The sequence below is a fragment of the Synergistaceae bacterium genome (assembly GCA_017444345.1).
Classification (GTDB): domain Bacteria; phylum Synergistota; class Synergistia; order Synergistales; family Aminobacteriaceae; genus JAFUXM01.
The window spans coordinates 14900-33967 of the sequence record JAFSWW010000055.1 but is presented as its reverse complement, the minus strand read 5'-3'; the positions used below and the strand labels follow the sequence as shown (position 1 = coordinate 33967).

Annotated in this window: 17 protein-coding genes; 3 read left to right on the top strand and 14 right to left on the bottom strand. The window is 39.0% G+C overall.

What is annotated here, in order from left to right; genetic code table 11:
- Genes IJS99_03700 through IJS99_03685 form a run of 4 tightly spaced genes read right to left on the bottom strand, consistent with a single transcriptional unit; the run spans position 1 to position 5159 of the window.
- Positions 1–762 carry a class I SAM-dependent methyltransferase gene (locus IJS99_03700; GenBank protein MBQ7560927.1) on the bottom strand — a complete coding sequence of 254 codons (762 nt, stop codon included), beginning with the start codon at positions 760–762 and terminating at the stop codon, positions 1–3.
- Positions 763–800: 38 nt separating this feature from the next.
- A complete protein-coding gene (locus tag IJS99_03695; GenBank protein MBQ7560926.1) occupies positions 801–1958 on the bottom strand; it encodes an MFS transporter in 1158 nt (385 codons plus the stop codon).
- Entirely contained in the window at positions 1958–3685 is a 1728-nt protein-coding gene (locus IJS99_03690) for an ABC transporter ATP-binding protein (GenBank protein ID MBQ7560925.1), read from the bottom strand. Before IJS99_03690 ends, IJS99_03695 begins: the two co-directional genes overlap by 1 nt.
- Positions 3666–5159, bottom strand: coding sequence for an ABC transporter ATP-binding protein (locus IJS99_03685; GenBank protein MBQ7560924.1), 1494 nt, complete (start codon positions 5157–5159; stop codon positions 3666–3668). The genes IJS99_03690 and IJS99_03685 overlap by 20 nt, the downstream gene beginning before the upstream one ends.
- Before the next feature lie 100 nt (positions 5160–5259).
- On the opposite strand from IJS99_03685, the gene IJS99_03680 reads away from it, so the two are divergent.
- On the top strand, positions 5260–5853 hold the full coding sequence (locus tag IJS99_03680; protein ID MBQ7560923.1) for an SHOCT domain-containing protein: 594 nt from the start codon (positions 5260–5262) through the stop codon (positions 5851–5853).
- Here the strand turns inward: IJS99_03680 and coaD are convergent.
- From coaD to IJS99_03655, 5 genes are all read right to left on the bottom strand, one after another.
- Positions 5850–6329 (bottom strand): pantetheine-phosphate adenylyltransferase, encoded by a 480-nt coding sequence (gene coaD, locus IJS99_03675; GenBank protein MBQ7560922.1) that lies wholly within the window; start codon positions 6327–6329, stop codon positions 5850–5852. The two genes, IJS99_03680 and coaD, sit on opposite strands and share 4 nt — an antisense overlap.
- Before the next feature lie 177 nt (positions 6330–6506).
- Positions 6507–7829, bottom strand: coding sequence for an MATE family efflux transporter (locus IJS99_03670; protein MBQ7560921.1), 1323 nt, complete (start codon positions 7827–7829; stop codon positions 6507–6509).
- Between the two features lie 38 nt (positions 7830–7867).
- A complete protein-coding gene (locus tag IJS99_03665; GenBank protein ID MBQ7560920.1) occupies positions 7868–8353 on the bottom strand; it encodes an RsmD family RNA methyltransferase in 486 nt (161 codons plus the stop codon).
- Positions 8354–8367: 14 nt separating this feature from the next.
- Positions 8368–9306 (bottom strand): tRNA (guanosine(46)-N7)-methyltransferase TrmB, encoded by a 939-nt coding sequence (gene trmB / locus IJS99_03660; GenBank protein ID MBQ7560919.1) that lies wholly within the window; start codon positions 9304–9306, stop codon positions 8368–8370.
- A complete protein-coding gene (locus IJS99_03655) occupies positions 9294–10679 on the bottom strand; it encodes a phosphomannomutase/phosphoglucomutase (protein MBQ7560918.1) in 1386 nt (461 codons plus the stop codon). Before IJS99_03655 ends, trmB begins: the two co-directional genes overlap by 13 nt.
- A gap of 173 nt (positions 10680–10852) precedes the next feature.
- On the opposite strand from IJS99_03655, the gene IJS99_03650 reads away from it, so the two are divergent.
- On the top strand, positions 10853–11434 hold the full coding sequence (locus IJS99_03650; GenBank protein ID MBQ7560917.1) for a hypothetical protein: 582 nt from the start codon (positions 10853–10855) through the stop codon (positions 11432–11434).
- A complete protein-coding gene (locus IJS99_03645) occupies positions 11424–12293 on the top strand; it encodes a MurR/RpiR family transcriptional regulator (protein MBQ7560916.1) in 870 nt (289 codons plus the stop codon). Before IJS99_03650 ends, IJS99_03645 begins: the two co-directional genes overlap by 11 nt.
- Positions 12294–12358: 65 nt before the next feature.
- On the opposite strand, the gene IJS99_03640 is transcribed toward IJS99_03645, so the two are convergent.
- The 5 genes from IJS99_03640 to IJS99_03620 form a co-directional block, all read right to left on the bottom strand.
- Positions 12359–14599 carry a putative Ig domain-containing protein gene (locus tag IJS99_03640; protein ID MBQ7560915.1) on the bottom strand — a complete coding sequence of 747 codons (2241 nt, stop codon included), beginning with the start codon at positions 14597–14599 and terminating at the stop codon, positions 12359–12361.
- 374 nt (positions 14600–14973) lie between these two features.
- On the bottom strand, positions 14974–16584 hold the full coding sequence (locus tag IJS99_03635) for a DUF4957 domain-containing protein (protein ID MBQ7560914.1): 1611 nt from the start codon (positions 16582–16584) through the stop codon (positions 14974–14976).
- 213 nt (positions 16585–16797) lie between these two features.
- A complete protein-coding gene (locus IJS99_03630; protein ID MBQ7560913.1) occupies positions 16798–17721 on the bottom strand; it encodes a phospho-N-acetylmuramoyl-pentapeptide-transferase in 924 nt (307 codons plus the stop codon).
- Positions 17718–18620 carry a UDP-N-acetylmuramoyl-tripeptide--D-alanyl-D-alanine ligase gene (locus tag IJS99_03625; protein MBQ7560912.1) on the bottom strand — a complete coding sequence of 301 codons (903 nt, stop codon included), beginning with the start codon at positions 18618–18620 and terminating at the stop codon, positions 17718–17720. Before IJS99_03625 ends, IJS99_03630 begins: the two co-directional genes overlap by 4 nt.
- Complete coding sequence (locus IJS99_03620; protein MBQ7560911.1) at positions 18621–19067, bottom strand: hypothetical protein; 447 nt, start codon at positions 19065–19067, stop codon at positions 18621–18623.
- Position 19068 lies beyond the last annotated feature (1 nt).

Here is a 19068-nt window from a genome sequence, read left to right as displayed (position 1 = left end):
TTACTCTTTAACGGCTCGAATTCTGAGTCTCACGTAATCAGCATACCAGACTCCGGACTTATATAATTTATTATTATTCCGCAAATTATTCACTGAATCTAATATAATTATTTCTCTGTCAGACTCATTAATTGACTTAAACGGGATATTTACGAACATTTTAATCCAGTTATATAAACCGTCATCGCCTTCTAATTTAGTGGGCCTGTCAAATAAAATCGCGTATCTAACAGTAAAACCGGCGTTCTCTAACAGTGAAGAATATTCGCCAATAGTCGGGAAGTAGAACGGCATAATATATTTATAGTCATGAGCAGCGAAATTTTTAGCAAGTTCGTCATGAATCATAGCGCAGCACCCATAACCGCCCATCTCAAAAACGAACTGCCCGCCCTGATTCAGTGAATTATATACGCACTTCATCATTAAAGGCTGCTTATATTTATCTATCCAGTGAAGCACAGCATTTGAAAATATAGCGTCAACTTTTTCACCGAGTTTGAAATTTGCCGCGTCGGCCTGTATAAATTTTATGTCGGGATTATTTGCCCGTGCCTGATTTAACATTTCTTCTGAAGCGTCGAGTCCGGTAACATTAAAGCCTTTTTCTGCGAGCTGTCTTGTTAATGCTCCAGTCCCGCAGCCTAAATCAATTACATTTTTGACTCCTTCAGGATCTATTAAATCTAATACATCAGAGCCGTATTTATACACGAACGAGAATTTTTGCGAGTAATTTTCCGAGTTCCAATTTTGATTCATAAATTAATACCTCCTGTTAAAATAATGCGTAAATTTTATCATCTCTCATGCTTGAGATTTATAATTGCGAATAATATCAATAATGCAAACGCAAAGAATATAGCAGACATCCCCCCGTCAAATCCGTAAATATCAGCTAGAAATCCCGTGATAAATGGCATTATAGTCCCTCCTGTGCAGCCTATAGTGAATAACATTCCCAGTGCTAGGGGATATTTATTTGTATATGGAGCTGATGACGCATAAATTATCGGACTTATTCCCGCCATACACAGGCCAAGACATATAACACTAAGAGCTATAAAAATTTCACCTTCTGATTTAAGCATGAAAGCAAAGAAAATAGCAGCACTTATTGATGAGATCAGGAAAATTTTTTTATTAGATATATATTTCGCGAGCCATACGCAGGACAACCGCCCTATCAACATAACGAGCCATAATAATGCCGCCATTGACTGGCTGAAATTCATAGTCATTGATTTATAATTCATGTAAGTAACAAGCCAGCCGCTTATTGACTGCTCACAGCATAAATACAGGAACATCGAGCAGCATAATATAACAAAGCCCGAATCCTTCATGAATTCTATACTTTTGCGCGATTTATTATTTTCTGAGTCAGAGTCAGAATCTGAATCTTTTAAAGTCTCAAGTGCTGAGTAATCTTTTATCGAGGCAAATAATATTAACTCAATCAACGCTATAATTATCACAAAAATTATTCCCGCCTGCCATGTAATGACCCTCAATAAAGAAAATATTAACGGTGCAAGAATAGCTCCGACAGCAAAGAAAGCATGTAACAGTCCTATTATTCGAGGATTCCCGCCCGATAAAATGCTGACTCCCCTTTGTGAAAATGTTATAGAACTTCCGCGCCCTAGACCTATTAATGCACACGCTAGAAATAATAAAATTTTCACATGACTAGTTATAAGCAAAAATAACCCGATAATAATTAACGAGACTGCGATAATAATAGACTTCTTTTGCCCGAAATACAGCCCAGCGAGTCCCATAATAACCCCTGCCGTTAAATTCCCGAATGAATATGACGACAATAAAGCCCCGCTCAAAGTGTCAGATAAATTATAAGCTGCTCTAATATCAGGCAATGAACAGCCTAGAGTTATCATAATAATACCGCCGTAAAAAAACGCGTAAAAGCACGTATAAAATAGTTTATTGCGCATTATAAAATTACTTCCTTGTCTGCTCCTGTGAAATTTTGCATATTATGAGAAATTATTATCACTGTTTTATTATTTATCAGGCGAGTTATTGCGGGCTTGTTTTCGGGCGATATTATTCTCTCGTCAAGTAACACAATCGGAGCGTCTTTCAGTATAGCACGGGCAATCGAAATTTTTTGTCTCTCAAGTCTTGAAAGTTTATAGCCTTCAGGGAGTCGCGATAAATTTAATTTTACGAGTTCAGCAGCTTTTAACACGTCTTTATCGCTCGCATTTTTCCGGCCAAGTCTGATATTTTCGATAACGGGAGAATTTATTAATTGCACGTCATCACTTATAATAGAGAATAACGACATTAATTTTTCAGGGTCAAATTGATTTATATTTTCGCCGCCGATTCTGATTTCACCCTGATTTATATCATAGAATTTAAGAAGTAATTTAGCCGCTGTGATATTTCCTGAACCCGTTAAAATAGTAATTTGCTTTTCTCGTGCAGTAAATGATATATCGCGTAAAATTTCTTGGCCGTCATTGTCAGTAAAATTAACGTGCTGAAATTCTATAGTAAAATTTTTATTCACGAGTTTATTTTTGCCGCGCGTAATATTTTCGTTGACTCGTTCATTATTAGCGAGTCTCCCTGAACTTGTTAGCAAATCTTGAGGCATAATCTCATTTACTTGTTCATTATTGCCCGTGAGTCGCACCGTATTCGCTTGCGAATTTTGAGTAATTATCCCGTTTATTGTGTCATTATTAGCGAGTCTGTCTTTATTTTGAGTCATAATCTCGTTTACTTGTTCATTATTACTCACATGAATTATAGCAGCAAAATTTTGTAAAGCTATCTCTAAAGGGTCATATATTCGTAATGCTATCATGATAAACAAAATAAAATCCGTAAATTGTAAAGAATTTCGTGAAAATAACACAGCACCCGTTAAAGCAGTCGATACAATGCCCAGCCTTAAAATTAAATACGAGCTTGCTGCAAAAATTGACGTGAATAAATGCGATTTGCTAGAAAACTTTTCAGCGAGATTAATTTTTTGAGTGAGATTATCAATATATTTATTGACTCGTGAGTCGCGGTTAAATTTTATGAACTCGTTAATGCCTTTATCTTGTAAATCTATATAATTTGACGAGTTACGGGAGAAAAATTTTTGAATCTTCCGCGAAAATCCTACAATAATAAACGCAGCAGGCACTACCCATAATAAAGCCAGAGCCATACGCCAATCTATATAAATTAACGGGAATGCCATAAATATTATAAATATAGCTGCTCCCCCGAATGGTGCTATAAAATGAGTCTCTGAAGTCTCAAAAGCTGCGCAGTCGTTCATAATTGAGGCCGCCAAACTCGTTAAATTTCTCCCGTCAAAGAATGAGAGTGATATTCTCCGCAATATTTCTGCCAAATTCAAACGCCTGAAACTTGACTCTTTATATGACGCTGAAAAAGTTGCATTATACTGAAGCCATGACGTTAGTAATATCAACATCGCACAAACAAAAGCTCCTCCGAGATAAAATACTGCTCTTGAATCGGGCATGTTTACCCCGCCTATACTTAACACGCTCATAAACATTATAAACGAGTATATTAACCCGGTCGGAAGCAGTAACGCGAAATCTTGAAACGCACTCGCAAGTATAGCAAGTACTAATTCTATAGTGCCTCTGTCTGAGAGTGTAAATTTATTCTTGAGCCATAACAATTTTTGCAGCCCCCTTTATGTATGCTTTAAATTTGCTGTCTTGATTCATTAATTCGCCGTAATTTCCTGACTCTATTAATTTGCCGTCGTCAAGTAATGCTATAAAATTTGTATGATTCAAGCTCGTTAATTTATGCGAAATTATTATAATTGTCTTGTCAGGTGAGAATTTTTTTAGTGCCTCCTGAAAATCTGAGTCGCTCATAAAATCAGAGTCGTTAATAATTATTATTTGCGAGTCATTATTCAAGCCGGAATCATAAAACGAAATTTTTTGAGTCAATTCGTCAATGTCCAAATCCCTTATATCAATTCCGCCTATAAAAATTTTGCCGTCGTTCACGTCAAAGAATCGCGCTATTAATTTTGCAAGAGTAATTTTCTCTGAGTCAGAATCTCCGACAAGTGCGAGAGTCTGCCCGGCCTTAATTGTTAAATTTATATCTGATAATATTTTTGCTTTGTTATACGAGAAAGAGACATTTTTTAATTCTATATCGGGATTTACAGGGAAGCTGATTCCCCCGTTGTCATAATTCAAAGGCTTTAACGATAATATTTCATTTATTCGTGAAATCGCGTTATTATCCTGTCTAGTTACCCGCATTAAATTTATTGAGATTATGGGCGCGGCAATGGCAGCAAGTATAAAATTTTGCACGAACTCACGAGAGACTCCGAATCTTGACGCGATAAATACTCCTGAAATTATCAAGAAAATAAATGCCCCGTTTACTGCTATAGTAAATGCCATAATCGGGAGTCTTATTTCACTGGTATACGCAGCTTTTGACGAGTCATAATTATCTAAAACGTGTCTAAATTTCTTGAATGAGTGCTCGCTTATCCCGAACATTTTTGTAACCGGCAAATTTTTTATATATTCTAGAGTCTCACTCGATAAGAGATTTAGTGCCTTGCTGTAAATTATTAATTTATTGCGGATTGATTCATTCGTCATCATGGCCATTAATACAAAGCCTATTACTAACGGAGCTAGACTCAATAACGCAAATCTCCAGTCAATATAAAACAGCAATCCCACGAGTCCCGCTGAAGACGCAAGAGCAGCGAATTTATTAGGAAGATTCAGCGAGAAATAATTTTCTGCTCCTGAACTTGATTCAAGTATGACCCACTGCAAATAATCCGAGTCAAGATTTTCAACTACACCGAGCGGCAATAAAGAAATATGCTTTAATAAATTAATCTTGATATTGCTGGAAATCTTAAATGCTGCCTTGTGAGAAAAAATGAGTCCGGCCAAGTAAAGAATTATAGCTGACAGTGCAAACTCAAGAGAAATAATGCCATAACGCGAAATATTATCAAGATTTTCACGAAATATAACGCAAATTATAATCTGCCATATATACCAAATCGGAATAACAGCAAGTAACGAGCTCAAACCTGCAAGAATAAACGAGATAAACGCGAAAATTTTATACTTACCTGCGAAATTAAGAAGCTGCAAAATTTAATCACCCTCAATAATAAATTTATATAAATAATTTATGCTTGATTATATAATATTGCTGCTAGAAATTTATTATCATGAAAGGAGAAATTTAATCATGAAATGTCCGAATTGCGGAGCTGACTATAACCCAGCAAAATATAAATGTGAGTATTGCGGAAGCTTTGTATTCCTGAATGAAGATAAACAATTTAACGTGCCTGATAATATTATTCGCGAAATCTCAACAAATAACGACTCGCCGGGCGTTTATGTATATGGGTCATTACTCGGAAAAGGTGAGATTCCTTTGAGGCTCGGACTTGCTAATTATTACACGAGCAAATTTATAGGAGTCGGCGGAAAATTATTCTTGACTAAGACAAATTTATATTTCTCATCACACAAAATTTTCCAGAATAAAGTCGACCTAAAAATTAACCTGCTTGATATTACTAAAATCGAATCAGGCATAAATTTATTAGTCAGTCAGCATATTTTAGTTCACGAGGGTGATAAAATTCATAGATTCGTAGTCTACGGCGGCAAGGAATGGATTCGCATGATTGAGTCAGCAAAAAATGATTTCACACCGGCTGCTAATGATAACAATTACACGGCCGAACTTGTGAGACTTAAGCAGCTTTTAGACAAGGGCATCATAACGGACGAGGAATTTGCGATAAAGAAACGCATGATACTGGGAATTTAATTATAATGCTCTCTTAATTTTTCCAGCACATAATCAGGCACGACTCCTTCAACACTTCCGCCGAAATGGAAAATTTCTCGAACGCTTGAACTTGAGACGTACGAATATTTAGGATCTGTAACGATAAAAAATGTCTCAATTTCAGGTGCTAGACGGCGATTCATTAATGCCATCTGGAATTCATATTCAAAATCTGACATAGCACGGAGTCCGCGAATTATTACACTTGCGCCCACCTGCCTGACATAATCAACGAGCAGGCCGTTAAAGCTGTCTATGCTGATATTTTCTATGTGATTTAGCGATTCTTTTGCCATCTCGCAGCGTTCTTTGACTGTGAAGGCGGCATTTTTGCGCTCATTAACTAATACACTTACTATTACTTGATCAAAAATTGCGGCGGCTCGTTCTGCTATATAAATATGTCCGTTAGTTATGGGATCAAATGAACCGGGATAAACCGCTTTTATTTTCATGTTTTAATTCTCCCTGCCAGAGTTTTATAGAGCTATTATACAAGAGAATTATATTATTTGTGTAACGAGCTTGATTACTTGAAAATTTTTCGCCCAAATTATCATAAAAGTTTATTCCCCGCCGCGTGCCTGATTCCTCCCACCCGCCCGCCCTAGTACGAGATTCCCCCGCACGAGCTATTTATTTAGCTTTCTAGGATCAAATATAATTCTGCCGTAAATTATATAAGTCTGCGCAAGTGAAATTATCTCAGTAACCGGCAATGCCCACACGAGTCCGTATGCTCCCCAGAAATAATTAAATATAATCATCATAGGAACATATATTAAAGCCTGTCTGCAAATGCTCAATATAAACGAGGCCCGCCCCGCTCCCATTGCCTGCAGCGCGTTAATAAATATAAAGAATATCCCGAATGCTAATACTGTAGTGAGTAAAATTCTCACAAAATCTACTGAATAATTAAATGCTTGAGGCTCATTCAAGAATATGCTTACAAGTTCAGGCGTAAACACAAAGCAGCCTACAGTCAATATTAGACTCATTATAATTGTGAACTTGAGCGCAAATTTTAACATGTCATTATATTTCTGCCACATCTCAGCTCCCACGCAATAGCCCAGTAAAGGCTGAACCCCTTGGCCTGATCCCATCGCAATCAAGCCCGCAATCTGATTTATTCTCATTGCTATACCAGTCGCAGCAAGTGCCATATCTCCATATGCCGACATCATGGAACTTAGAGTCATTTGCGAGAAACTCATTAATAACGGGTCAAGACACGCCGGAATCCCTATATAAAACACTCCTGAAGCAATGCCGTTTTTTGCGCGAAAATTTTTAACGTGAACTCTCAACGACGAACGCCCTAACACAAAATATCCCAGATAATATAACGTGCCGATTATAATGCTCGTAGTAGTTGCGATCGCTGCTCCTGTTATTCCCCAGCCTAAATATAAAATCATTATGGGATCGAGAATTACATTTAACATATTTCCGAAAATCTGCCCGATCATTGCTGCTGAAGGGTGATTCTCGGCGCGCATTATTCCCCCGCATGTCATGCTGAATATTACAAACGGGCCTGAAGCTATTACTATCGACAAATAATTATAGGCAAAATTAAATGTGTCGGGACTCGCTCCGATTAAGCGCAAAATTTTATCGATAAAGCACATAAATATAACCGCTAAAATTATCCCCGTCAAAATCCCCGCCCATACACAGAAAGACACGATATTATTTGCCCGTTCCTTGCCGCCTGCTCCCAGTGCACGAGAAATACATGACATTGAACCGGCCATGAAAATTATTCCCGCAGCTATCAACACAAAGAAAACCGGCCCGGCTATAGAGACTGCCGCAATTTGCAAGGGGTCATTTGTCTGAGCTATAAAAAATGTGTCAGCAAGATTATAAATTAATATCATTATCTCGACTACTATTGCGGGAATAATATTCGAGATTACTTCTTTAGCTAGTGATTTATTCTGCAAATTATATAAATTCCTTTCTCGTTTATATCAGCAGGCTATTATAACAGATTCATGAACGTTAAAGCGGTTTCGCCGTATTCACGAGTCGAAATTATTTGCAAGTTATAGGGATTTTCGCTGAATGTTAATTTTTCTCTGATTGAGTGTTCGATTATAAATATAGAGTCAGGCATAAAAATTTTTGTGAGATTGCTTAATGTCGGAAGAGTCCCGCACCAGTCAGAATTATACGGTGGATCAGCAAAAATAATATCAAATTTCATCCCCCGTTTTGTAAGCCACGATAAAGCCCGCCGAATTTCAAGAGATAAGACAAGAGAGTCAGTTTTTTGTTTGATTGAGTCAGCCCGTGCCCTCACACTCTCGACAAATACGCAGGACTCTGCGCCCCGTTTGAGTGATTCAAGTCCTATAGTGCCAGTTCCCGCAAATAAATCAAGAAATTTAGAGTCTCTAACTTTATCGCCTAAAATATTAAACAATGCGAGCATGACTTTATTTGAAGTCGGGCGAATTTCTTTCATGTTGTGAATTATATTTATTGTGATAATTTATTAGCTGCGTCGGTAATTGCTGCTCTAACTGCCGGAGTCAAAAACGCGTCCGCCGTCTTATCAAGCCTAACAAGTGAGAATCCGCCTTCTTTGTGAGAAATATTCATATAAAATTTTTGTTCGAACTCGTCATCACTTGTCAGAGTCTCAACTAGCCAGCTTGTATTATTGCTGTCTATGAAATTCCGGCCAAATTTCCAGAATGATTTTTTCTCGGAGTCCTTGCCTGTAATATTGCGCACTTTCTCTATATCTTGACTCGTGATTAATTTATTGATTTTAATGTGCATTTCCTGTGTGTTGACCTGCCTTATAGTTGTAAATGCCTTTGTCTTCATGAATTCGAGCCTGTAAATATTTTTGCCCTCTTCAAGCCATTTACGCTCGTATTTTGTCGTGATTTCGCGCGCGGGGTTGACTTCAAAGCTGATATTATTCAAAGCCTCGTGACTCCCTAAAACATTTTTTACTTCTTGTGAATATTCGCTGTCATCTGAAATAAATTCAAATATGCCGCCAATTTTAAGAACAGCCGCGAGTCCATCAGCAAAACATTTCGCAGTAACTCGTCTATGAGCGTTCGAACTCCCTGACCACGGACAAGGAAATTGCATAATAATTTTATTTAGTGACTCGTCGTCAAATAATTCTTTGAGCATATAACGGGCATCAGTGTTAATTATCCGCAAATTTTCGAGCCCATAAGCCCGCCTAGCACACCTAAGCACGCAGGATTGAGAAATTTCTATACCGTATAAAAAAATTTCAGGGTGATTCTTTGCGTATTGTACAGTAAATTCTCCGTTGCCGAAGCCGATTTCTAATTCAGTGTGAGATTTTACGGGCAATACAAAGCCGCCTTCAGGATAAATTATTACTCCATATTGCGGCCTCGCATTAGTTGTCGCGCTTAAAATGTCCATGTGAAATCGGGCAGTCCTTCAGCTAAGACTCTTGATTTTACGTCGTCTGCTATTCTCATGAGCGAGTCTTTATCTCGTCCCTCACATCTTACAACTATAACGGGCTGCGTGTTTGAGCCTCGAATCAAGCCCCAGCCGTCAGGATAAAGAATTCTAACGCCGTCAATTATGCTGCATTGATAATCTTTCTGCGCCTTCTCCTGAATTCTTGAGACAACTTGAAATTTTGTATTATCATCACAGGGGATTCTGATCTCTTCACTTGACGGGTAAAGCGGGAATTCCTGCATTAACTGTGATAAAGATTTCTGCTCGTCCGACATTATCCGCAATAAACGCCCGGCCGAATAAAACGCGTCATCATGCCCGAAAAACTCATCAGCAAAAAACATGTGTCCCGAATATTCGCCCGCAAATAATGCCCCTGTCTCGCGCATCTTAGCTTTTATGAGTGAATGCCCCGATTTCCAGTATAAAACTTGCCCGCCGTATTTCTCAGCTGATTCGGGTAAAATCATACTGCATTTAGGCTCAACTAAGACGACTGCGCCGGGATTAGTCCGTAAAATTTCCTTCCAGTAAAGACACATGAGTCTATCGCAAAAAATTATATTGCCCTCGTCATCGATTACTCCGATTCTATCTGCGTCGCCGTCAAAGCCGAATCCTATATCAGCATGTTCTGATTTAACACGGTTGATTAAGATTTGCAAGTTCTCACTTTTTTGCGGGTCAGGGTGATGATTCGGAAAATTCCCGTCCGGCTTATCAAATAATGAGATTACTTCACAGCCCAGTCCCTCGAAAAATTTTCTAGCTGTAGGCCCTGCTGCTCCGTTGCCAGAGTCAAGAACGACTTTAAATTTTTTGTTGAATGGCAGTATAAATTTTGACAACAACATTTTTATATAATCATTATCAATATTTACGTGATTCAATTTGCCCTGCCCTGACTCAAAAAATTCTGACTGCGCGATTTTGCCGATATTCTTGACATCTTCACCGTATAAAGTCCCGTGCTCAAAGCATAATTTTAGGCCGTTCATATCGGGGGGATTGTGTGAGCCTGTAATCATGACTCCGCCTTTGACTCCGAATTTAATCAAGCTCCAATAAAGCATAGGAGTCGTAACGAGTCCCACGTCAATAACATCGAGTCCGCAAGAAAGAATTCCCTTTATTAGCGCGTCTTTAATTCGTGGAGTAGATAATCTTGCGTCGCCTCCGACTGTTATAGCACCCTCAACGCCTGAACGAATCAGCCATGACCCATAAGCCCGCCCGATTGCGTTCACTGTCTGATCTGTTAAATCTTTGTCTGCTTGTCCGCGTATGTCATACTCGCGGAAAATATTTAATGGTATATTTGTCATAATGATAGAATTATAGAATAAAACTGTGAGTATTTCACTATTTAAGCAAAAAATTTATTATAATTATGTCCGTAAAATTATATAGCAAATATCGTGATTTAATTTATTATGTAAAGTGTAGTAAAATTACAGAGAAGTGTTACAAATTTCTACAATAGAAAGGATGATACCCAATGAATCATTTAAACGAGGTTATTTTATCCGGCCTTGTTCATCACTTGAGCGGTAAGAAGTCAGCAAAATACTTCCCGTTTGCAGTCAGACACGAGAATTTATGGAGCGACGGGACAACACGCAAAGATTTCTTGAATGCTCGGGCGTTTCCTTCAGAAGTTCAGGAAAAATTAAGAGCTATGGCCGAGAATACCCCCGTGAAAGTTAAGGGCGTTCTGCGTTCGTCAAAGGGCAGCGGTGAATTATATCTTGCTGTCTTAGAAGTTGAAGAGCTTAAAGAATTAGGCACACTCGAAAACAGCGTAAAAATTTCGGGATTTGTGCATACTATCAAGGCTCAGGCAGAAGGCGAAACAGGCACGGGCAAATATACACGTTTTGCAGTAAGACAGGAAAATCAAGAATTAGACGGACATGCAAGGCGTGATTTTCTTGTTGTGAGAGTTTACGACGAAAATTTACGAAAAATTTTAACGGGCATGAATGACTCCGACCCCGTAAGCGTTACAGGCACTTTGCGCTCATCGAGGGGCAGCGGAGTAAATTACGTGAGGTGCGCGAGTATTGACAATGGACATTAAACGACTCGAAGAAAGAATCAGAAGCCGATTAAATCACTTCCCGGCAAAAACAAGACGCGTGGCTGAGTATCTACTTGCAAATCCCTCTGAAGCAGCCTTCCAATCTATAAGCGAGACAGCAGATAAATTATCAGTCTCAAGGGCGCAGCTTGTGAGGGTTTCGAGAATGCTCGGCTTTGAAGGTTATGCGGATCTCAAGAATACACTTAAGCAGAAATTATTAAAGCAAATTAACCCGACTTCAGAAATATATTCAGATTTGGGCGACGAGAGTCCGGAAGAATTAGCGAAACTTGAACAAGCTAATATTCATGAAACTTGCAGAAATCTTGTAGTCAATCATGAAGGAGTAACTAATTTTTGCGAGTCAGTCATCAAATCCGATGTAATTTACTGTATGGGCTGGGGTATTTCTTCAATGCCTGCAGAGTGGCTTTATACGAGATTCGCGGAACTTGGACTCAAGAGTGTTTTAATGCGCAGGGGGTCTCTATCTTTATTAGAACAAGCAAGAGGAATCAGAAAAAATGACATGTTAATTGTGTGTGAGCTGCCGAGTTACGTAATAGAAGTAGCCGAGTCAGTTAAAGAAATTTCTTCACGCACTAATTGCAAAATCGCCGTAATAACTGACAGCCCCGCCGCTCCTGTGTGTTCATATGCGGACATGCAGTTTTTTGTGAGTGATAGAGCGCCTTTATTTGGAAGCAGCCTTATAGGCTCAATGTTTGCAGTACATGTATTGACGACTGTATTAGCGCGAAAGATGGGCACTGAAGGAGAGAAAGCACTCGCCGCACAAAAAGAGAATTTAAGCGACGAACGAATTTACTTCCCTGCTTATAGATTGCGTTACTAGAATATAATATTATTCCCCGATGGGAGCGAATCTCACCGGGGAATTTTTTTATTGCTTAAATCAAATTATTTTTTCCGTCTGAACATAGCAAGAGCCATTAACGAAATCAACCCGAACGCAGAATTACAACCTCCGCCGCTTGTAAATTGATTATCAGGTGTCGGAGTCGGAGTCGGTGCCGGGTCTTCTCCTGTAATTTGCAATGTAACGTCCATATCTATATTTTCAAAGCCTGTAATGTAATAATATTTTATGCTTGCCGGCTGTTGAGACGACTCAAATATTCCCGTTTTAGAGTCATAATTTATTATAATTTCTTCACCGGCATTATTATAGGCTTTCACGTTATAAATTTTGTCTGGCATTATCGCGCTCGTTGAAGGATTCGCCGAGATTTCTATATCACTGTTAGAGACATTGCCGAGAGTATTAATATTTATGCGGTAAACATCGCCGTCTAACTCTGCATTTACTCCGGAAATTTCTTGACCGTTGCAAATTAAGTTATTCAAGAGTGTAAAGAAACTTTCTGCAATATCAAGCGCGGGCAAATTATTATAGCTGCAATCTATCTCTATCAATAAATTATTTGACTCGATATTGAGCTCTGAAAGATTGTTAGCTTGGCAGTCAAGAACTTCAAGATTTGGGCATGTGCTTAAGTCAAGAGTTTCTATTAAGTTATTACCGCAAATTAACTCGCGTAAAGATTCGCAGCCGTCAACTAATAAAATTTCTATATCGCACGAAGATACATCAAGATATTCCAGTTTGTTGCAGCCTCTTACGTCTACTTCTTTGAGAGATTCACAGCCTCCCGCATTGAGTGAACTTAAATTCTTGAATTCAGTAATACCCGCTAAATCTTTAATAGTAGTGTTATTATTCAAGTCGATTTCTGTGATTAACTCTTTCTCAGCTTGAGATAATTTATTTGTTATATCAGCAAGAGACTCTACAGGATTCCCTGAATTATTATTAATTGTGAGAGTAACAGACTCGCCGTCGCCTCCTACATCAATTATAAAATCTTTGCTTTGTGCGCCTGATTTAGACTCTATGACAACATTAAAATATTTGCTTGCCGACGCTGTAAGATTATTCACAGAAATATTTATAGTTGCTGCGATATTATATTTGTCGGCCGGGGTGTTTTCGCTGATTGTGAGAGTCCCATTATTGAAGCTCATTCTGTAAATTGTCAGGAAATTTTCATTAATTGTCCATGTGTATGAGTATTCGCCGGGCGTTAAGAGTCTTTCTGAGCCGTCGCTGTAATGAGCACTTACAACGGGCGTAAATGTCAAACTCCCTCCCGTGCCTTCAGTTAGGGTGATTTCGTTATTTCCTGATAAAGTTACTTCACACGAGACAATTTGAATATTAAAATCTTCACTTGCTATTATCGACAAAATAAATTCTTTATCAGCCGAGATAATTATATTATGATTGTCAACCGTTGTAACATCTGCAGAAACTTTTATATTAATGTCAAATGAGCCGCTTTGTGTCGGAGTCCCTGAAATCGTGCCTTCAGAATTTAACACAAGCCCCGCCGGTAATGTGCCATTTTCGAGAATCCATGTCGGAGTTATTGACGCGTCAGAATTATTTACAATTGCACTTGCTGTGAAAGTTTGAGAATAATTCTCGCCGATTTTGCCCGCTGCTATTTCACTTGTATTAATTGTTATAGTCGGGTATGAATAAAGACTAACGCTTATATTTTTAGTGCCTGATGATGTTATGCCGTTGTTATTAGCCGTTGCAGTTATGGAAATATCATAAGATCCCGCCGCCGCAGACTCTGAAATTTGCAATATAGAGCCGTCTATAGTGAATTCGTCCGGAAGTGAAGAACTAGAAAATGTAATAGTGCTTGAATTCTTGATACTTTGACTCGTTCCATCGCTGAAATTTCCGGTTACGTCAGATACTACGCCGCTTAAATCCATAGAAGGCGCAAATTTTTCTGTGAATACGCCTTCAATTGCTGAATCATTAACGCTCAAAGTTGAACTTGTGAGAATTCCGGCCGCAATGTTGATTGATATATTGTGATCTGCTGAAGTTATTAAAACTGGGTTATCGCCTGATACTACAACGGAGGCAGAAATTATTATATTATCTTGCGTAAAACTCGAATTCGTGAGTCCCTTGATATAAATCGTGAAGTCATGCGAATCAAACGAAATATTATTAAATTCTTTGTCGCCGCTGACCTCAAAGCCGTCGGGAAGATTCGATATATCAACAGAAAGATCATAATTTGTATAATTATACTCTGAATCTTGCGAGATATTCACGTAAAATTTTACAGGTTCTGCAAAATCATAGCCGGCAACCCCGCTTAATTCGTTGGCCTTAGTGATAATCTTTATGTCGACTGAAGCAATAATATATCCTGTCGCCGTTTGAGTCCCGCCCGAATCTGAGTCAACCTCGTTAAATGTCGAGAAAGTTTCAGAATATGCCTCGCCCGTTGTTGAATCGGTCTGATTATGAGATTCTGTTCTTTTTCCTGTTTGAGGGTATGAATAGCTCGGACTGCCTGAAGAACTTATCTCAAGCGTATAATTTGCTGTTCCAGTTCCGCCGGGTGAAGTCGCTATAACTGTTATAGGATAGCTTCCTGATTTCGTAGGAGTTCCTGATAATTCGCCTGTGTTCTCATTGAGCGTTAACTCTCTGGGAAGTCCTGACGCGCTCCATGTGTAAGTAAGAGTGTTAGGCGTTGCACTGAATGTGCAGAAAAATTTATATTCCCCGACTGTGCCGGAGTCCCTGAAATAGTAACCGTTGCAGCTGATATATTTAGCGTGAGAGTTTTCTCACTTGAAATAATAATATCATGGCTGTCAATTGTAGTAACGTCCGCAGAAACTTTTATAGTAATTTCATAATCGCCGCTTTGTGTCGGAGTTCCTACAAATTTATCATTGCTGAGTCTAATTCCCTCCGGCAAATTTCCTGAATAACTCCATACGGGCGTTACTGTATAGTCTGCGCTGTTGACTGTTATATTTGCTGTTAATGTTTGAGTAAATGCGCTCCCTGCTGTTCCTGACGCTGAGGCCTGCGAAATTACTATAACAGGATACGGATATACACTCACTGTGATTGTTTTATTGTCCGAATAAGACTCGTCCCCACTCGTTATAGCCGCAATAATATCAACGCTGTAAACTCCCACTGCGACACTTTCGCCCACTGTCAAAACGCCGTCATTTGATATTGTAATGCCGCTGACATCAGGAGAAATACTCCAGCTGATTGGCCATTCTTTATAATCATCTTCCAAGTCCGCACTAAGAGTAATATCTCGTGAATAACCTTTTGTAATTTCCAGTGTATCGACATCGCATGAAATTGTAATAACAGATATACTAGCTCCCTCAATAGCTCCAATTGTCGGCTTACTTGCGCGGAGAGTTCCGATCTGGTCTGTTGCCGGAGTCTGGTCGCCGCTTTGTATGCCCTTGCCCACGAGTCCTTGTAATTCCGTGTTATTCTCAATCGTAAAAACTGTATGAGTCACGCCGTTTACTTCTACGCTTGATGATACAGGATTAGACCATGAAGTTAATGTAACGGGATTAGTGCCGATTCCGCTGGGCGTTGCGCAATTTGTTAGATTGACAGTACCATATATAACATCATTCTCATTCAATACAGAATTCCATATTAGCGTATTTAGTGCTGAGATATTAGTACTAGTATAAATGTCTTGGCCGTCGTTGTTTGCCGTATTTTCTGTAATAGTGCAGTTCGTGATAGTTGCCGTGCTTTCGTTAAAAATCCCGCCGCCGCCGTTGTTTGCATTGTTGTCTGTTATAGTGGAATTCGTGATAGTTACAATGCCGCCGCTATAAATTCCGCCGCCGGAGTAGCTACTACCGACAGCATTGTTGGTTATAATGCAGTTATCAATACTGAGAGTACCATTACTCACATTATAATAAATTCCACCGCCGTCAGCATTAGAACTAGCATTCTGAATTGTCAAGTTTTGAAGTATAACAGCACTTCCTGATATATTTATATTTCTAAATTTGCTGGTTGCACTGCTCGAACGCTGTATTATTGTGTCGCTTGAAGTATTGCCCCTAAGAGTGATTGATTTATTGATTGTGAGTGTGCTGTCTAAATCATAATCACCTGAAGCAAGGATAATTATATCTCCATCATTTGCACTACTCAGCGTGTTGGTGAGTCCATTTATATTATTGACAGTATAAGTCTGACTCCACGCAGGAAAAGCTCCCAGCAAGATAATCAAACATAGAAGCAAAAACTTTTTTATTATTGCTATGAAAAAATATCTCCTAAAAATTTCAGTTATTTTACGGGGGGGGGGGGTCATAAGTAACATTATAAAAATTTTTCTCCTTTCATAATATTTTAAAGTTTAGTAATTATATTCACAGAAATTATAATATTCAAGATAGATTTTTCGCAAAAAAAATAGCGATGCCATTAACGACACCGCTAAAAATTGAATCCTTCATAACATAGCAAGCGAAATTAACACAGAGCCGACCGCATGAACGAGCCAGAATCTTAGAGTTACCGCCGTCTCGTCAAGTCCCTTTTTCTGATAGTGATGATGTAACGGAGCCATTAAGAAAACTTTTTTGTTGAGTTTGCGAATCGTGAAAATCTGAATCGCCGATGATAACATTTCGAGAATAAATATAAATCCCGCCGGGATTATCGCAAGAGTTCGGCCATTCATTACGCATAAAGCAGCCAAAGCCCCTCCGAGAAAATGCGAGCCAGTATCACCCATGAAAGTTTTTGCGGGCCGGGTGTTAAAGAATAAGAATCCGGCACTCATAAAGAATAATTCAATCAAAATTTTTGCGTTGAACTCATTAACAGGAATTAATATAAGCATTACAGCCAGCGAAATAAGAAAACTCCCAGTCGCAAGCCCGTCAAGTCCGTCCGTGATATTTACTGCGTTAATTGTCCCCGCAGTCATTAAGAAAGCTACAGGAATCGCAAGCCAGCCCCCTAAATCATAAACTCCCGGCCATAGTGCCAAATTTCCGCGCAAAAATATAATTATTACCCATACAGCGCATAAAATTAATTGAGCCTTCAATTTTGAAAGACTCCGAAATCCCTCGCTCGTGTGAGTCCTGAATTTCAGCCAGTCATCTATAAAGCCTATAACGCCGCTCAAGACAGGCAATGACCAGAATATTAACGAGTCAACGGAAAAATCAAGAATTAATGCGATTATTGCCAAGCATAAAAAAACTACTCCCCCCATTGAAGGAGTAGCTGATTTTATTTCGACTTCTATATTTACGCCGTAGGATTTTTGCTGTTGAGTCAAGTGTATATGCCTCTGAATCTTTATCCAGATATATTGAAGCGCAAGACTCATTACTAGAAAAATTAACGCGTATAAAAATTTCATGCTGTGATTTCCTTTACTATATTGCTAAGTCCGACACTTTGAGAGGCCTTTATTAATATTCCGTGCCAATCAAGATTATTCATGAGATTTCTTAATTCATTTAAGCCCCCCTGCCAGTCAGGTACAAAAATATATCTCTCATTATCCTGCAAAGCCTCACGCCATAAACTTCCGACAAGAATAACTTTATCAAGCCCATCTAATAACGGCTCTAGTTCCTTGTGAAAATAAATTTTATCTTCGCCGAGTTCTAACATGTCGCCTAACACTGCTATTTTTCCGGAAGTCTGGACTCGTGAAAAAGTTTCAAGTGATGCCTTCATTGATGCCGGGTTCGCGTTATATGCGTCGTCGACTATAAATTTATTCTCTTCAGGGAATATTATTCTGCCCCGCCCTGATAAAGCCTCAAAATCTTTTAACGCGTCCGATGAGTCCTGTAATCTTATGCCTAACTCATGACCCACTGAAGCGGCCAAAGCTAAAGGCATTACGTTATGACGGCCCCATACATTTGCAGTAAAGCGCGCGACTTCCTGAGTCGGTCTGTGAGCTAAGACAAATGACATAGCAGGCAAATTATATTCTGAATTATCGAGGCTGATTACAAAATCCGAGTCCTTCCATTCGCCGACTCCCATTGATTTAACGACATATTTAAAATGTTCGCTGAGTAATGCATTATCGTTATTATAAACAATGCTTTCAATTAATGGCGAGTTAGTTATTTCGAGCTTTTCACGCAATACACCGCTAAGAGTCTTGAATCCTTCAAGATGGACGGGCTCAATAGCTGTCAATACTGCCAAAGTGGGCGGGAAGTAGTCAGTAAGTTCGCGAATTTCTCCGGGCTTGTTTGCTCCGAACTCAAGAATTAATATTTCAGTATCGAGCGGCATTCACATAATTGTAGCAGTACAGACGATTAAAGTATTAAAGCTCCTGACAGGTGCATGAACTTTAAAGCGTGAACTCAAAACTTTTTGTAATGCTGCTCTTGTTGTAGTCTTGCCCACGCTGCCTGTAACTCCTATAACTTCCTGTAATTCATGAGCTGCTAATTTCTTTGCTGCAACACCCGCTAAATCTTTTTCCGGATTATCAAGTTCAATAACAGGAATATTTAAATTTTCCGGAGCCTTCCCAGTTCGTGCGATAATTAATGCTGCCCCGTTCTCGATTGCTTGGGGGATATAATTATGTCCGTCAACTTTTTCGCCTTCAATTGCAATAAACGCGCTGCCCTGTTTAACGTCTCTGCTGTCGGTGGCCAAGTGTGAAGGAAATTCAAGATCTGCGAAATTTTTTGCTTTATCCCCGAATAATTTGCCTAGTGTCATATTCATT

Excerpts from the sequence above, each read along its gene's own strand:
- IJS99_03700 (MBQ7560927.1), bottom strand. The coding sequence starts at position 762 with ATGAATCAAAATTGGAACTCGGAAAATTACTCGCAAAAATTCTCGTTC.
- IJS99_03625 (MBQ7560912.1), bottom strand. The coding sequence starts at position 18,620 with ATGCCGCTCGATACTGAAATATTAATTCTTGAGTTCGGAGCAAACAAG.
- IJS99_03630 (MBQ7560913.1), bottom strand. The coding sequence starts at position 17,721 with ATGAAATTTTTATACGCGTTAATTTTTCTAGTAATGAGTCTTGCGCTT.
- coaD (MBQ7560922.1), bottom strand. The coding sequence starts at position 6,329 with ATGAAAATAAAAGCGGTTTATCCCGGTTCATTTGATCCCATAACTAAC.
- IJS99_03655 (MBQ7560918.1), bottom strand. The coding sequence starts at position 10,679 with ATGACAAATATACCATTAAATATTTTCCGCGAGTATGACATACGCGGA.
- trmB (MBQ7560919.1), bottom strand. The coding sequence starts at position 9,306 with ATGGACATTTTAAGCGCGACAACTAATGCGAGGCCGCAATATGGAGTA.
- IJS99_03650 (MBQ7560917.1), top strand. The coding sequence starts at position 10,853 with ATGAATCATTTAAACGAGGTTATTTTATCCGGCCTTGTTCATCACTTG.
- IJS99_03695 (MBQ7560926.1), bottom strand. The coding sequence starts at position 1,958 with ATGCGCAATAAACTATTTTATACGTGCTTTTACGCGTTTTTTTACGGC.
- IJS99_03665 (MBQ7560920.1), bottom strand. The coding sequence starts at position 8,353 with ATGAAAGAAATTCGCCCGACTTCAAATAAAGTCATGCTCGCATTGTTT.
- IJS99_03680 (MBQ7560923.1), top strand. The coding sequence starts at position 5,260 with ATGAAATGTCCGAATTGCGGAGCTGACTATAACCCAGCAAAATATAAA.
- IJS99_03620 (MBQ7560911.1), bottom strand. The coding sequence starts at position 19,067 with ATGAATATGACACTAGGCAAATTATTCGGGGATAAAGCAAAAAATTTC.
- IJS99_03645 (MBQ7560916.1), top strand. The coding sequence starts at position 11,424 with ATGGACATTAAACGACTCGAAGAAAGAATCAGAAGCCGATTAAATCAC.